We start from the raw sequence: 15706 nt of genomic DNA, 5'->3' as shown, positions 1-15706 counted from the left end.
GATGGCGGGTCTCACCGTGAGTGTCGTCTCGGCAGACCGCGAGGTCTGGACGGGCGACACCACCATGGTCGTCGCACGCACGACGGAAGGCCAGATCGGCATCCTGGCGGGTCACGAGCCGATGCTCGCGATCCTCGCCCAGGGCCAGGTCCGCATCACGCGCGCCGACGGCTCGACCGTCGCGGTCGACGCTGAGGACGGCTTCCTCTCCGTCGAGCACGACACGGTCACGATCGTGGCGCGGCAGGCCGCGCTGGCGTCCTGACCGGACTGACCGTCCTCCTCCCGCCTTCGGAGACGAAGCGGGAGGGCGGGGAACCGGGCAGCACACTCGATCTGGGTGTGCTCTCGTTCCCGGAACTGACCCGAGAGCGGGCCGCGGTGATCACCGCGGCCCGCTCCGTCAGTTCCGAGGAGTCCTCGGCGCGGACGGCGTTGAAGCTCGGTCCGAAGTCGATCAGCGAGCGGTTCCGGAACCTCGCGCTCGAGACCTCGCCGACGCTGCCGGCGATCGAGAGGTACACCGGTGTGCTCTACGACCCGCTCGACGTCCCGGCGGCGTCCGACGAGGCCCGCGCCTGGTGGTCCCGGCACGTGGTCGTGCAGTCCGCGATGTTCGGACCGATCGGTGCGGGGGACCCGATCCCTGCGTACCGCCTGTCGCACGACTCGCGGCTCGCGCCGCTGCGGCTCGCCGCGCACTGGCCCGCCGTCTCCTCGCATGCGCTCGCGTCGCGTGCTGACGGGTTGGTGCTCGACCTCCGTTCCGAGGGGTACCGAGCGCTCGGCCCCGTCGGGGGTGCCGTGGCACTGCGCGTGGTGAGCGTCGACGGTTCTGGCCGTCGCAAGGCACTGAACCACTGGAACAAGACGGCGAAGGGGCGCCTGGTGTCGCTGCTCGGGCGGACCGGTGCCGAGGTCGGGTCGATGGACGACCTCGTCGGCTGGGCGCGTGGAGCCGGCGTGGTGCTCGAACAGGTCGACGGTGGGTGGGACCTCGTGGCGGAGAGCCTGGAGCCCGTCCGGATCTGACCGGCTCGGTCGTTCCTGCACAGGCAGGGTGATCGGTCGCGTTCTCCACGGGGTCCGGTCCGGCACCGGCCTGGAGGCTCGGATCACGCTTCGATGGCGACATGAACCCAGACGCCATGACCTCCACCGCTGACCCGTACGTCCGCTACCCGCGTGAGATCGCTGCCGCGGTCACACTGCCGGTGGCCGCCACGGCGCTCGTCACGCCGGGCACCGACCCGCCGTCGCCCGGTGCCAGGTCCGCGATCGGCACCGCGTGCGGAGCGCTGGCCACCCGGATGGCGCTGATCCGCTTCCTGGCGGCGCCGACCGCGGGGGAGCGCGCTGCCGGGGTTCGCCCCTTCGATCCCTTCCGTGATCCCACGCCGCTCGCGCTGCACGGGCAGGGGCCGTCCCCGGACCGTGACCGCATCCGCATCGCGGGGGACCGCGCTGTCGCCGTGTGGCACGGGTGGAAGGCACAGGGATCACCGCGCGACGACCGGCGGGGTGTCGCCGGGGCACTGGCCCTCGGCGCCTGGTGCTCCTGGGCGCTCGGGTCGTCGGCGCGGGCCGCGGTCCGGGCGCAGTACGCGCTCGACACCGTGCCGGACGACGCCCTCGCCGGGCTGGTGCAGCGCTCGTGCGCCGCCCGTTCCGCTCCGTCGTGGCAAGGGTGATGCGCGGTGCACCGGATCGTCTACGGTGGTGGTGACCACGCAGGAAGGGCACCACGTGCACGACGACGACGCCGACGACATCGAGGACACGGTGCTCCGTCCTCGGGTGTCCCGTCCGTCGGGGGTCGACGGCGCACGTGACGACGCCCTCGACGATGCGCTGGGGGACACGGTCATCCGTGCTCCGCGGCCCGCTCGCGCCGAGGAGCCGGACGCCCTCGACGACACGGTGGTGCGTGCAGGGGGAACCGACCACGTGCCCTGGACGCCACCGGGCGACGGCCGTGCGGCCGGTCTGCCGGGGGCGACCACGGGCCTCCCGGCGGTCGCGGAGCCGGTGCGCACCCGCGTTCCGTCGATCCGGATCGGCGACCGTGTGATCCGTCTCGACCGTCCGGTGGTCGTCGGCCGACGGCCGGCACTCCCGCGCATCGTGCGCGGCCCGGAACCAGAGCTCGTGACGGTGCGGTCCCCGAGCGGGCTGGTGTCGTCGTCGCACCTGCTCCTGCACGCCGAGGGCGAAGTGGCGGTGGTCGACGACCTCCGTTCGACCAACGGGACCCTCGTCCGGCCGGCCGGGGCTCCGGCGTACCGGATGCCGTCCGGTGCGTCGATCGTCGCGCTGACGGGTACGGTAGTCGAGATCGGGGACGGGGTCGCCATCGAGATCCTCTCGCCGCACCTCCGGGTGACCCCGCCGCCGGACGGATTCCCGCCGTTCCAGCACCAGCCTCCGATCACCCGTTGACCGGCACGCCCCGAACCCCCAGAGAGCGATCCAGAACGTGACCGAACTCGGCCGAGCCGCCGCCGCCCACGCCATCGACGTCCCGGGCAGGGACGGCGCCACCCTCACGCTCTCGTGGGGTGCCGCGACCGACGTCGGTCGTCGTCGCGACCACAACGAGGACAGCTACATCGTCGAAGCGCCGTTCTTCGTCGTCGCCGACGGCATGGGCGGTCACCTCGCCGGTGACCGCGCGAGCGACGCCGTGGTCCGTCGCCTCGGTGACGCGGTGGACGGGCCGTTCGGCAGCCGTCAGGAGATCCAGCGTGCCCTGCTGCTCGCGACGGCCGACATCGAACGTGCTGCCGGGGGCAACGCGATCGGCGCCGGCACGACCGTCACCGGGCTCGCGCTCGTGGCGTCGCACGGGCAGCCCGCCGCGCTCGTCTTCAACGTCGGGGACTCCCGCACGTACCGGGTGGAGGACGGGGTGCTCCGTCGGATCACCGTCGACCACTCCGTCGTGCAGGAGATGGTGGACGCCGGCGTCCTCCGTGCCGAGGACGCCGAGGCGCACCCGGACAGCAACGTCATCACCCGTGCCGTGGGCTTCGGCGAGCCGCCGTCGCCGGACTGGTGGACCCTGCCACTCCGGACCGGTGACCGGTACATCGTCTGCTCGGACGGGCTGACGAAGGAGATCGGCGACGCCGGCATCGGCCGGATCGCCGCGAAGGTCACCGACCCGCAGGAACTCGCCGAGCGGCTGGTCGGGGACGCCCTCGTCGCCGGCGGCCGGGACAACGTCACGGTCGTCGTGCTGCAGGTCGACGGAGCGCCGACCGACGGCGACCTCGAGGACACGCTGCCCCGCCACTGAACCGGCCGCCGAACTGCCCCCCGAACTGGGGGACGGTGGCCGTCCACCGGATGCTGGTGTGCAGTGTTCCGGTGTCTCGCTTCCGTAGGATGGAAGGCCGCGACGTACAACGGGCCGTGTCGGCCGGAGGGGAGCGAACGATGGCCCGACGCCTGCCGTCGACACCCCCTGTCATCCCCGGGTTCAGCCCGGTCCACGTGCTCGGCTCCGGCGGGTTCGCCGACGTCTTCCTCTACGAGCAGGACATGCCGCGCCGTCAGGTCGCGGTGAAGGTCCTGCTCGACGAAGTGGTCGACGACCGGGTCCGCCAGATGTTCCAGGCCGAGGCGAACCTGATGGCGCGCCTCAGCACGCACCCCTCGATCCTCACCGTCTTCCAGGCGAGCGTGGCGGCGGACGGCCGTCCCTACCTGGTGATGGAGCTCTGCTCGTCCTCGCTCAGCGAGCGCTACCGGCGTGAACCCGTCCCGGTGTCCGAGGTCCTCTCGATCGGGATCCGGATCGGGTCCGCGCTCGAGACCGCGCACCGCGAAGGCGTGCTGCACCGCGACATCAAGCCCTCGAACATCCTGCTCACCGCGTACGGCAACCCGGTCCTGTCGGACTTCGGCATCGCCGCGACGATCGGTGGGACGGACCCGGACGAACCGATCGGCATGTCGATCCCGTGGTCGGCGCCCGAAGTCCTCATCGACGAGTCGCGCGGCACGATCCAGTCCGAGGTCTACGCCCTGGCGGCCACCGTGTTCTCGCTCCTCGCGGGCCGCAGCCCGTTCGAGGTGGTCGGCGGCAAGAACGGCGCGTCGGACCTGATGTCCCGCATCGACAAGGGCGGCGTGAAGCCCACCGGCCGAGCGGACGTCCCGCCGTCGCTCGAGCGACTGCTCGCGACGGCGATGTCCCGGAAGACGCAGCTCCGGCCGGGCACCGTGATGGAGCTCGTCCGCGGCTTCCAGCAGGTCCAGGCCGAACTCGGCCTGCCGCAGACCGCGGCGGACGTCGCCGTGGAAGCCTGGTCCATCGCCACGCCGTCCCCGGACGGCGACCGCACCATGGTCCGCGAACTGCAGCCCCCGAGCCGCGTCGGCCGTCGCCGACGCACGCGTCGACCGGTGCAGGGCGGCGTCGCGGCCACCGGGTCGCGGAGCGTCGGCACCGTCCACCGCACCGGCTCGGTCACCCGCGGACGGCGTCGTTCCCGCCGGACGGTCGTGTGGGTGAGCTCGCTCGCCGCCGTGGTCGTCCTCGCCCTCGCCGCGACGACCGTGGTGCTCGTGTCCCGCGTCGGCTCCGGCGCGATCCCGACCGTGGCGGACGTCCGGGCGTCCTCCTCGTCGGAGTCGGTGACGTTCCGCTGGTCCGACCCCGGCCTCCACAACGGCGACACCTACGTGATCTCCTCGAACGGTGCGTCGAGCCAGCAGTCCGGCACCTCGTTCGTGGTCTCCGGCAGCAAGGGCGACGAAGAGTGCATCTCCGTCGCCGTGAACCGTGACGGCAAGACCGGCGTCGCGAGCGCCGAACGGTGCGCGACGATCGGCAGCGGGTCGTGATCCGACGTCTCCTGACGCAGCACCGGTCGGCAGCGGTGACGCTCGGGGTCTCGGTGCTCGTCGGTGCGCTCGTCGCCGGCGCCGCCGTCGTGTCGAGCGGCTACCACACACAGCGTGTGGCGCTCGGCGACGGGACCGTGTGGGTCCCCTCGGCCGAGTACGGCGCCGTCGGTCGCGCGAACACCGCCGTCCTGCAGCTGAACACCGCCATCGAGGCATCGTCCGACTCCCTGTCCGTGCTGCAGCGCGGCTCGACCGTCTACAGCGTGGACGAGACGAAGGGCACGGTCGCGAAGGTGGACGTCGCCGACGCCACCGTCGGGGACGCCGTCACCCTGCCGTCGGGCTCGCCCCAGGTGTTCTTCGCTGGCCGAACCGCGGTCATCGGCAACCAGGACACCGGTGAGCTCTGGTCGACGCCCGCGTCCGACCTCGACGAGTTCGACGCCTCGACCAAGGCGGACCTGACCCTCGGCGCCGATGCGGTCTTCGATGCCTCCGACGACCACGTCGCCGTCTACTCACCCCGCACCGGGACCGCCTCCCTGGTCGACGTCGGCACGACGCTCTCCGTCGCGAAGCGGTGGACCGTGCGGATGGACCGGAAGGACGACTTCCAGGTCGCGGCCGTCGGCACCCACGTCGCGGTGCTCGACCGGACCGACGGCACCCTGTCGGTCGACGGCGCCGAGGTCGACCTCGGCGACCGGGTCGGGGGGTCCCCGTCGCTCCAGCGGTCGACCACCGACGGCGACGCGGTCGTGGTCGCCGGCGCTGCCGGGCTCGTCCGGGTGACGCCGTCCGGCTCGGCGACGAGCACCGCCCTCGCCGTCTCCGGGCGTGCGGCCCGGCCCTACGTGGACGGCTCCTGCACCTACGGGGCCTGGAGCGGCGGTCAGGCGGTCGACACCTGCGCCGGCCGTGCCCTGCAGCGGCTCGACCAGGTGCCGGGCGCCGCGGCGCTGCAGATCGTGCACAACGGCGACACGATCGTCGCGAACGACCCGTCGACCGGCCGTGCGTGGGCGATCGACCGCAGCGGCCAGCTCATCGACAACTGGGCCGACCTCATCAAGCGGGACGACGACCAGCAGCAGGAACAGGTCTCCGACGACGACCCTGAGGTCGAGAAGGACCAGAAGCCGCCGGTCGCGGTCGACGACGACCTGGGCGCTCGTCCGGGACGCACCACGAGCCTCCCGGTCCTGCTCAACGACTACGACCCCAACGGCGACCCGATCGTGGTCAGCGAGATCGGGACGGTCAACGGAGCCGGCGGCTCCGTCGCCATCGTGGACGACGGCCAACGACTCCAGATCACCCTCGGCGACAGCGCCAGCGGCACCGTCTCCTTCCGGTACACGATCACCGACGGCAACGGCGGATCCGCCAGCGCGACGGTACGGGTGTCGGTGCGACCGGACTCCGAGAACGAAGCCCCGCGCCAGGTCCGTGACACCAGCGCCGACGTCGTCCAGAACGGGCACGTGTCCTCGAACGTCCTGGGGGACTGGGTCGACCCGGACGGCGACCCCGTCTACCTGAAGTCGGCGACGGCGTCCGACGGCGACCAGGCGTCGACGACGCCGGACGGTCTGCTCGACTTCCGGAACGCGAGCGGGCGCACGGGGGAGCGGAACGTCCAGCTCGTGGTCAGTGACGGACGGGCCGACGGCCGGGGCTCGCTGACGGTGCACGTCGCGAAGCAGGGCAGTGTCCCGCTCCGCGCCGACGCGTTCCCGGTGCAGGGGTACGCCGGCAAGGCCTTCACGGTCGACCCCCTCGAGCACGTGCGCGGGGGCAACGGCACGGTCACCCTGACGAGCGTCTCGTCGACGAGCGGCGTGACGATCACCCCGAGCTACGACGCCGGCACCTTCCGGGTGCAGGGAGACGCGGTGGGGGACCACCAGGTCGAGTACACGGTGACCGACGGCACGAAGACCGCGAGCGGCATCGTGCGGATCACGGTCCTGGCACCGCCGGACGCCTCCACCGCGCCGATCACCACCCCGAAGACCGTCTTCGTGAACACGCTGTCCACGAAGGACACCGACGTCACCGCGACCGACATCGACCCCGCGGGCGGCGTCCTGCTCGTCACCGCGCTCGACGGCCCGGACCGGACGTCCGGCGTGCAGGCGAGCATCCTCGACCAGCACACCGTCCGGACCACCCTCACAGCGCCCCTCGACGGCCCGGTCACCTTCACCTACACCGAGACGAACGGACTCGCCTCGGCGACCGGCACCGTCACCGTGGTCGAGATCCCGAAGCCCGACCGGATCCAGCCGCCCGTCGCGCAGTCCGACAGCGCGACCGTGCGGGTCGGCGACGTGGCGAACATCGACGTCCTCGCGAACGACACCCAGCCCGAGGGCGAGCCGCTCACCCTGCAGCCCGACCTCGTGCAGAACGTCCCGGGCGACGGCGGTCTGCTCTTCGCCTCCGGGGACCACCTCCGCTACCTCGCGCCCAAGACCCCCGGCAACTACACGGCCGTGTACCGCGTCGCCGGTCCCGACGGGCAGACCGCGGACGCCGCCGTCTCGATCTCCGTCCGTGAGAAGGACAGCGCGACGAACAACCCGCCGGTGCCGGAGACGGTGACCGCGCGGGTCGTGGCCGGGCAGGCCGTGCGGATCTCGATCCCGCTCAACGCGATCGATCCCGACGGCGACTCCGTCCAGCTCGTCGGCGTCGGGTCGAACCCCGACAAGGGCTCCGTGAGCGACGTCGCCGCGGACTCCCTCACCTACGAAGCCGGTGACTACTCCGCGGGGACCGACGAGTTCACGTACACGGTCGTGGACGCCCTCGGCGCCCGTGCGACCGGCACGATCCGCGTCGGCATCGCACCGCGGGCCGAACAGGCCGCCAACCCCGTCGCCGAGGCCGACCACGTGACGATCCGGCCGGGCGGGACGGTCACCGTCCGCGTGCTCCAGAACGACTCCGACCCCGAGGGCGGTGACCTCGCCGTCACGAAGGCCGAACCCACGGCGAAGGACGTCACGGCCAAGGTCCTCCGGAAGCAGGAGATCCGGGTCACCCCGCCGAAGACGGCGAAGTCCGGGGACTTCGCGGTGCTCTACACGGTCGCGAACGAGAACGGCGGCGCGAGCACCGCGTTCCTCACCGTCACCGTCGACAAGGACGCCAGCCCGCTGCGCCCGGAAGTCGACGACACCACCCTCGACCTGCAGGACATCCTGCACCGGCAGAGCGTCACCGTGGACGTCCTCGAGAACGTGTTCTTCGCCGAGGGCTCGACGTCCGACCTGACCGTCGGCGTCGTCGACGGGTACGGCGACACCGCCCGGGTCAACGACACCGGACGCATCGTCGTGCGGCTGACCGACGACTCGCAGGTCATCCCGTTCTCGGTGGCGCGCCAGGACCACCCCGACATCGTGTCGTACGGCTTCATCCACGTGCCCGGCTTCGACGACGCGCTCCCGCAGGTGAACCGGACCGCCGGTGCCATCACCGTCAAGAGCGAGGCGACGGTCCGCATCCCGCTGTCGAAGTACGTCGTGACCGCGAACGGCCAGACCGCGAAGGTGACCGACTCCGGCACGGTGAAGGCCACCCACGCGAACGGCGCCGACCTCGTCGTCGACTCCTCGACGCTGCAGTTCACGTCCGCGAAGCTCTACTACGGCAACGCGTCGATCTCGTTCGAGGTCACCGACGGGTCGAACGCGAACGGCGGCAAGGGACGCGTCGCGACCCTCGTGCTGCCGGTGAAGGTCACTCCGCGGTCGAACCAGCCGCCGGCGTTCACCGGGTCCTCGATCGACATGCAGCCGGGGGACTCGCGGACGATCGACCTCACGAAGCTGACCGACTACCCGTACCCGAAGGACCTGCCCGAGCTGAAGTACTCGGTCGTCAGCCAGCCCGCCTCGGGCACCACGGCGACGATCTCGGGGCAGCGCCTGACCATCAAGGTCGCCGACTCCGCCCGGAAGAACACCACGGCGACGATCGGGGTCGGGGTGGCTGACGCCACGAACTCCGGCCGGTCCGGCCTCGTCCAGGTGGGGATCGTCGCCTCCACCCGACCACTCGTGCAACCCGGCGGCGACAAGGCCACCGTGAAGCGGGGGTCCTCGACCACCATCGACGTGCTCGCCAACGACCAGCCGACCAACCCGTTCCCGGACGAGCGGCTCACTGTGACGAACATCCGCGGACTCGCCGGCGGTCTGCCCTCCGGCGTCACCATCACCCCGAGCGCGGACAAGTCCCGTCTGCAGGTGAGCGTGTCCGACTCCGCGAAGCCCGGCAACACGAACCTGCAGTACCAGGTGTCCGACGCCACGAAGGACGCGGACCGCGCGGTCTGGGGTGACGTCACGATCTCCGTGCAGGACGTCCCCGACGCCCCGGGCGCGCCCACCCGGACCGGTTCCTACGACGGCGGCCAGGTGACGCTGACGTGGGCGACCCCGCAGGCGAACAACTCGCCGATCACGGGGTACCGCGTCACCGGGACCAACGGCGTCGCGAAGGACTGCGGGCTCGCCACGGTGTGCACGATCACCGGGCTCGACCCGACCGCGTCCTACCGGTTCACCGTCTCGGCCGTGAACGCCGTGGGCGCGTCGGACGCCTCGAAGCAGTCCGCCCCGATGAGCGCCGACTTCGTCCCGGCGCCGCCCAAGGACATCACCGTCACCGCGGACAAGAACACCCCGAACCAGCTCGACGTGTCGTGGAGCGCGGTCAAGGCGCCGAACAACGGCAGCGCTGTGAACAACTACGTCGTCACGATCGACGGCCCTGGCCTGTCCACCACGAAGAACGCCGGGACGTCGACGACCGCGACCTTCGGCGGTGCCCAGAGCGCGGCGCAGTACACGGTGACGGTGTCCCCGCGGAACAGTGCCGATCGCGACAACACCGTGGTGCAGTGGAACACCGGTTCCGCGACGGGCACGGCGATCGGCACCCCGAGTGCGCCGCGGTCCCTGTCCGCCACCGCGAGCACCGACCAGATCTCGAACGGCCGCTCGCCGGTGACGGTGAAGTGGAGCGCGGCTGACGCTGCCGGTGCGCCGTCGGTCAGTTACCGCGTCTACCGGATCGCGAGCGGCAGCCCGTCGTGCACGAGCCTCGGCGGCGACGTCGTCGGGACGAGCAGCCCGGTGACCGACAACAACCCCGGTCGCGGCAGCCAGCGGTACGCCGTGGTCGCCGACAACGGGTCCTTCTGCAACGTGGACTTCGTCGACTCGGTGACGTACTCGCAGGCGACGAGCACGGGCAACGCCAGTGTCGGCGTCGACCAGACCGGGACCAACCGCTGGAACGCCACGATCACGGCCCCGCGGGAGTCGGTCGACCACTACGTGTTGAGCGTGGGCGGCACCACCGCGACGCTCCAGCCCGGAGGCGTCTGGTCCGGCGTCCCGAGCAGTGGGTACAACGTCGCCACGAGCTTCACGCTCACGGCCTGCGGCGGCCCCGGGGACAACTTCTGTGCACCGGACTCGGGCCGGTCGTCCGGCACGGTCGCCGCACTGAACACCGCGGTGTCGGTGACCGACGCCCAGAAGGGCAGCGCACTCGCGGTGAGCGGCCCGCCGGCGGCGAGCGGCGTGACGATCCGGTACACCGCGGAGTGGTTCGGGGACGACGGTGGCAACGGCCTGTCGCTCCCGAGCTCCTGGAACGCGGGCGAGAACCCGCCGAACGTTCCGCTCCTGGCGGTCTCGGTCCGTGTGAGCGCGTCGGCCACGCTCAACGGCACGCAGGTGCGCGTGAGCGGCTCGCAGTCCGACGCCTTCGCGACCACTGACCCGCCAGACACCGGCGGCGGGGACACCGGCGGCGACCCGAGCACCCCGCCCGACACGGGTACGGACACGGCCCCCGGCGCGGGCGGCTGACCCCCGCACGTCGACCGGCGACAATGTGAGTCGTGCCCCCGGGGCACGACCGACACCACGAGGAGAACTCCCCGCATGAGCATGACCCCCGAGCAGGCCACCTGGTTCGCCGACGTCGCCGGCCGCATCGTGACCAACGTCGAGCAGGTGCTCCTCGGGAAGACCTTCGTCATCCGCCTGGCGGTCACGGCGATGCTCAGCGAGGGCCACCTCCTCCTCGAGGACGTCCCCGGCACCGGCAAGACGAGCATGGCGCGGGCACTCGCGCAGAGCGTCCAGGGCTCGACGAACCGCATCCAGTTCACCCCGGACCTGCTCCCCGGCGACATCACCGGCATCAGCGTGTACGACCAGCGCAACCAGGAGTTCGAGTTCCACCGGGGTCCGGTGTTCGCGAACATCGTCCTGGCGGACGAGATCAACCGCGCGAGCCCGAAGACCCAGTCCGCACTGCTCGAGGCGATGGAGGAAGCCGCGATCACGGTCGACGGCGTCAACCACCGCCTGGCGGCTCCGTTCATGGTCATCGCGACGCAGAACCCCATCGAGCAGGCCGGCACGTACCGCCTGCCGGAGGCCCAGCTCGACCGCTTCCTCATGAAGACCTCGATCGGCTACCCGGACCACGCCGCGACGGTGAAGATCCTCGAGACGTCCTCCGCGCCGTCCTCGTCGGTGCCGCTCGCGAGCGTCGTCCCCGCCGCGACGATCACCGAGATGGCCGCCCTCGCCCGGACCGTGCACGTGGACGCGACGATCGCGGACTACGTCGCGCGCCTGGTGGACGCCACGCGCGCGGCGAGCGAGGTCCGCCTCGGCGTCAGCGTGCGCGGTGCGATGGGTCTGATGCGCGCCTCCCGCGTGTTCGCCGCGCTGAGCGGCCGTCACTACGTCACCCCCGACGACGTCAAGGCCCTCGCCGAGCCGGTCCTCGCGCACCGTCTCGTCCTCGACGCGGAGGCCGAGTTCGACGGCGTCAGCGCCACCAGTGTCGTCTCGCAGCTCCTCGTGGAGACCCCGCCGCCCGCGGACCGGGTCGCGTCGTGACGGACCGCCGGCCCGTCTCCACGCGCTCGCGTCGCCCCTCGTCGACGCGGTCGCGTCGCACGAGCACGGCGTACGAGCGCACGGGGACGGTCGCCGGCCTGACGAACGTCCGGACCCGCCTGGTCGGCGACCGTGACGGGGTGGCAGCGGATGCGGTCGTCGGTGTCGTCCGTCTGTGGCGGTCGGTCTGGAGGCTCGTCACGCGTTCCTGGGACGAGGTCTCGTCCGTGGTCACCGGTCTGGGCTGGACCGTGGCCGTCCTCACGCTCGTCGCGTTCGTCGTCGGGTACCGCTTCGGCCTGCGCGAGGTCGTGGTCGTCGGCTTCGCCGGCGCCGTGCTCGTGGTGGTCGCGGCGGTCGCGCTGATCGGCCGTTCGCGGTTGCTGATCCGGATGAGCCTGCCGGTCCGGCGGGTCGCGGTCGGCGACGAGGCCGGTGTCACGGTGACCGCGGAGAACCCCACCCGGCTGCCGTCCGTCCCGACCACCGTCGAGGTCCCGGTCGGCAGCGGCCTGGTCGACGTCGCGATCCCGACCATCGCCCCGCGCGGGACGTTCGAGCGTGCCGTCCCGGTGCCGACCCTGCGACGCGGCGTCCTGGACGTCGGCCCGGTGACCGGTGTCCGCGCGGACCCGGTCGGTCTGGTGCGCCGCGAACTCGTGTGGACCGAGCGGGAGCAGGTCATCGTGCACCCGCGGACCGTGGCGATCCCCGCGACGAGCACCGGCCTCGTTCGAGACCTGGAGGGCCAGGCGACGACGGACCTCTCCCCGGCGGACATCTCGTTCCACGCGATCCGCGAGTACATGCCGGGCGACGACCCCCGCACGATCCACTGGAAGTCGACGGCGAAGACCGGTGCCCTGATGGTGCGTCAGTTCGAGGACACCCGGCGGTCGCACCTCGTCGTGGCGCTGGGGATCTCCCGGACGGAGTTCGCCGACGACGAGGAGTTCGAGCTCGCGGTCAGCGCGGCGGCGTCCCTCGGCAGCCGGGCGGTCCGCGACGGCCGCGAGGTGACCGTGGTGGTGTCGGAGCGCACCCCGGAGTTCGCGAAGCGCCCGGTCTACGCCGTGCACGAGCTCCCCACGATCACGCCGACGCGCCTGCTCGACGACTTCGCGACGGTCTCGCTCGCGGACGCCTGCCTGCCCGTGGCGGAGGTCGCCCGGATCGTCGGCAACGACACCGCGGGCATCTCCGTCGCCTTCCTGGTCGTCGGTTCGACGGTCGAGCTGCCGGCACTCCGGCTCGCGGCCACGCGGTTCCCGATCGGCGTCGAGGTCGTCGCGGTGATCTGCGAACCCGAGGCCGTCCCGCGCTTCGTGCGGGTCCCCGGACTGACCGTGATGACCATCGGCTACCTCGACGACCTCCGTCTCGCGCTGCACCGATCGGCCGCCGCATGAGCGCCCCCTCCGTCGCACCCGCACCCCCGGCGGCCCCGACCCCGCCGCGCCGGACCACCCGCCGCGCGGCCCGACGCGTCGCTCGTCGGGTCTCCCCGTTCCGGCTCGTCGGCGGCACCCTCGTCGTCTGGCTCCTGCTCGCCGTCGCCAGCGTCGCGTGGTGGCCGATCTACCGCAACAGTGGCATGCTCGTCGCCGCGGTCACGGCCGTCGTGTTCGGGACGCTCATCGCCCTCCTCGGCGCGGTGCTCCGGCTGCCGACCGTCGTCGTGGCCGTCGCGACGGTCGCGGCGTTCACGCTCACCGGCGTCCCCGCTGCCGTTCCCGGCCAGGCCGCCGGACTCCTGCCCACCGGCCACGGGCTCCTCGACCTGTACTCCGGCGTCGCCCTCGGGTGGAAGCGCCTGATCACCATCAGCCTGCCGGTCGGGACCTACGAGGCCCTGCTGGTCCCGTTCTTCGTGACGCTCCTCGTCGCCACGGTGACGGCCGTGAGCGTGGCGACCCGTGCCTCCCGGCAGGAACTGGCGAGCATCCCGGCACTGGTCCTGTTCGCGGCCGGTGTGGTCGTCGGGCCGAGCCGACTGGACACGTCGATCGTGGTCGCGGTCGCGCTGACCGCGATCGCCCTGGTGTGGGCGGTGACGGTGCGGCACGCGCGCCGCGCGGTCGCGGTGGCGGAGACCATCGGCGCTCCCGTCGCGGTCGGCAGGTCCGTGCTCCGTCCCGCGCTCGTCGGCACCGGGACCGTCGTCGCGGCAGCCGTCGTCGCGACCGGACTCGGACTCGTCGCACCGCCGAGCACGCCACGGACCGTGGCGCGGACCGACGTGGTGAAGCCGTTCGACCCGCGCGACTACGTCAGCCCGCTCAGCGGGTTCCGCGCCTACGAGGAATCGACCGAGGCAGAGACCACGCAGTTGCGGGTGACGGGGTTGCCGGAGAACGGGTTCGTGCGGATCGCGACGCTCGACACGTACGACGGGGTGACGTACCGGGTGGGCGGGACGGACGGCGCGTCGGCGTCCGGCACGTTCGAGCGGGTGCCGACCTCCGTGGACGTGCGCGGGGTCCGGGGCACGACGGTGCACGTCGGCGTGACCGTCGACGGGTACAGCGGCGTGTGGCTGCCGACCGTCGGCGACCTGGAACGCGTCGAGTTCGGCGGCAGCGCTGGGGACCGTGAGCGCGGCTCCTTCTTCTACAACGCATCCACGGGGACCGGGGCGGTCCTCGGTGGGGTCGACGACGGCACCCGCTACGACCTCACCGCCGTCGTGCCGGACCAGCCGACCGACGAGCAGCTCGCGAAGGCGCAGCCCGGCGACGCCGCCGTGCCCGCAGCCCGCAACGTGCCGGATGCGGTGCGCGACACCGTCGAGTCGACGACGAGCGACGCCGGGAGCGACGGCGCGAAGCTGATCGCGATGATCCGGGCACTCAAGCAGAACGGCTACATCAGCCACGGTGTGGGGGACGACCGCGTCAGCCGCTCCGGGCACGGAGCCGACCGCATCCAGGAGCTCCTCACGTCCCCGCTGATGCTCGGCGACCAGGAGCAGTACGCGGTCGCCGCGGCGCTCATGGCCGAGGACATCGGGTTCCCGACCCGCGTGGTGCTCGGGTTCGCCGCCGGCGGGGACTCCGGCACCACCGCGTCGACGAGCGGCAGCGCCGGGACGACGACGTTCCGCGGGTCCGACGTGACCGCCCGCATCGAGGTGGACACCGCGCAGTGGGGCTGGGTGACGATCAACCCGAACCCGGCCGTCCGGGAGATCCCCGCGGAGCAGCAGCAGACCCCGAAGCCGGTCACGCGCCCCGAGACCGTCGTCCCGCCGCCCCCTGCCGACCAGCAGGACCAGGACCAGCAGGCACCGCCGCAGAGCGACCGGAACACCCCTGACCAGCCGCCGTTGTGGTTGCAGATCCTCCTCGCGGCGCTGCCGTGGGTGATCGGGACGCTCGCCTTCGTGGCGCTCGTGCTGCTGCCGTTCGGCGTGATCGTCCTGGTCAAGCGCGTCCGTCGGCGTCGACGACGTCGCGCGGCGACCGCACGCGCGCGGATCACCGGCGCGTGGGACGAGTACCGCGACGCCCTGCTCGACCGGGGCGAGGACGTCCCGGTGACGGCCACCCGGCGCGAGGTCGCCGTGAGCGCACCCGGTGACGGCGGGAGCGGCCTCGCTGCACTCGCGGACCGTGCGGTGTTCGGACCGAGCGACGCCGACGACCGCGCGGCGGACCGGATGTGGGACGCGACCGACACCGCGATCGGGCAACTGCGGGAGGGCCGGACCCGACGGCAGCGGATCCGCACCGCGGTCTCGGTCCGCTCACTCCGGACCGGTCCGGCGGCCGTCGCACGCGTCGGCCGGGCGGTCGCGGGACGTGCCCGCGCCGTGCGCCCCGGACGCGGAGCCGACGGTGACTACGATGTCCGGAGGCCCGCCGAGCGTCGCAGCGGGCCGGATGAGGACAGAGGCAACCTGTGATCAGATG

Annotated in this window: 10 protein-coding genes; all 10 read left to right on the top strand. The window is 72.3% G+C overall.

Translation table 11 applies throughout. The features are described 5' to 3' along the window. The first annotated feature begins 1 nt into the window (after position 1). The 10 genes from EDF27_RS14570 (at position 2) to EDF27_RS14525 (ending at position 15699) form a co-directional block, all read left to right on the top strand. Complete coding sequence (locus tag EDF27_RS14570; RefSeq protein ID WP_056124084.1) at positions 2-265, top strand: F0F1 ATP synthase subunit epsilon; 264 nt, start codon at positions 2-4, stop codon at positions 263-265. Then, positions 262-1032 (top strand): peroxide stress protein YaaA, encoded by a 771-nt coding sequence (yaaA, locus tag EDF27_RS14565; protein ID WP_347812804.1) that lies wholly within the window; start codon positions 262-264, stop codon positions 1030-1032. Before EDF27_RS14570 ends, yaaA begins: the two co-directional genes overlap by 4 nt. Before the next feature lie 116 nt (positions 1033-1148). Continuing rightward, the gene (locus EDF27_RS14560) at positions 1149-1691 is read left to right on the top strand and encodes a hypothetical protein (protein WP_132049593.1); all 543 of its coding nucleotides are present in this window, start codon (positions 1149-1151) and stop codon (positions 1689-1691) included. A 31-nt stretch (positions 1692-1722) separates the two neighbouring features. Then, complete coding sequence (locus EDF27_RS14555; protein ID WP_132049591.1) at positions 1723-2439, top strand: FHA domain-containing protein; 717 nt, start codon at positions 1723-1725, stop codon at positions 2437-2439. Between the two features lie 37 nt (positions 2440-2476). Further along, on the top strand, positions 2477-3298 hold the full coding sequence (locus tag EDF27_RS14550) for a protein phosphatase 2C domain-containing protein (RefSeq protein ID WP_243698368.1): 822 nt from the start codon (positions 2477-2479) through the stop codon (positions 3296-3298). A gap of 140 nt (positions 3299-3438) precedes the next feature. Then, positions 3439-4851 (top strand): serine/threonine-protein kinase, encoded by a 1413-nt coding sequence (locus EDF27_RS14545; protein ID WP_123704256.1) that lies wholly within the window; start codon positions 3439-3441, stop codon positions 4849-4851. Beyond that, complete coding sequence (locus EDF27_RS14540) at positions 4848-10748, top strand: Ig-like domain-containing protein (protein WP_132049589.1); 5901 nt, start codon at positions 4848-4850, stop codon at positions 10746-10748. The genes EDF27_RS14545 and EDF27_RS14540 overlap by 4 nt, the downstream gene beginning before the upstream one ends. 75 nt (positions 10749-10823) lie before the next feature. Next, positions 10824-11795, top strand: a complete 972-nt coding sequence (locus tag EDF27_RS14535) for a MoxR family ATPase (protein WP_123653596.1) — start codon at positions 10824-10826, stop codon at positions 11793-11795. Next, positions 11792-13204 (top strand): DUF58 domain-containing protein, encoded by a 1413-nt coding sequence (locus EDF27_RS14530; RefSeq protein ID WP_123704260.1) that lies wholly within the window; start codon positions 11792-11794, stop codon positions 13202-13204. The genes EDF27_RS14535 and EDF27_RS14530 overlap by 4 nt, the downstream gene beginning before the upstream one ends. After that, positions 13201-15699 carry a transglutaminaseTgpA domain-containing protein gene (locus tag EDF27_RS14525; RefSeq protein WP_123704262.1) on the top strand — a complete coding sequence of 833 codons (2499 nt, stop codon included), beginning with the start codon at positions 13201-13203 and terminating at the stop codon, positions 15697-15699. Before EDF27_RS14530 ends, EDF27_RS14525 begins: the two co-directional genes overlap by 4 nt. The last annotated feature ends 7 nt before the right edge of the window (positions 15700-15706 follow it).

It is taken from the genome of Curtobacterium sp. PhB136, from assembly GCF_004346855.1.
Classification (GTDB): Bacteria; Actinomycetota; Actinomycetes; order Actinomycetales; family Microbacteriaceae; genus Curtobacterium.
This window is presented reverse-complemented; position numbering and strand designations above follow the sequence as displayed.

Coding starts and splice junctions, on each gene's coding strand:
- EDF27_RS14535 (WP_123653596.1), top strand. CDS start 10,824: ATGAGCATGACCCCCGAGCAGGCCACCTGGTTCGCCGACGTCGCCGGC.
- EDF27_RS14545 (WP_123704256.1), top strand. CDS start 3,439: ATGGCCCGACGCCTGCCGTCGACACCCCCTGTCATCCCCGGGTTCAGC.
- EDF27_RS14570 (WP_056124084.1), top strand. CDS start 2: ATGGCGGGTCTCACCGTGAGTGTCGTCTCGGCAGACCGCGAGGTCTGG.
- EDF27_RS14560 (WP_132049593.1), top strand. CDS start 1,149: ATGACCTCCACCGCTGACCCGTACGTCCGCTACCCGCGTGAGATCGCT.
- EDF27_RS14525 (WP_123704262.1), top strand. CDS start 13,201: ATGAGCGCCCCCTCCGTCGCACCCGCACCCCCGGCGGCCCCGACCCCG.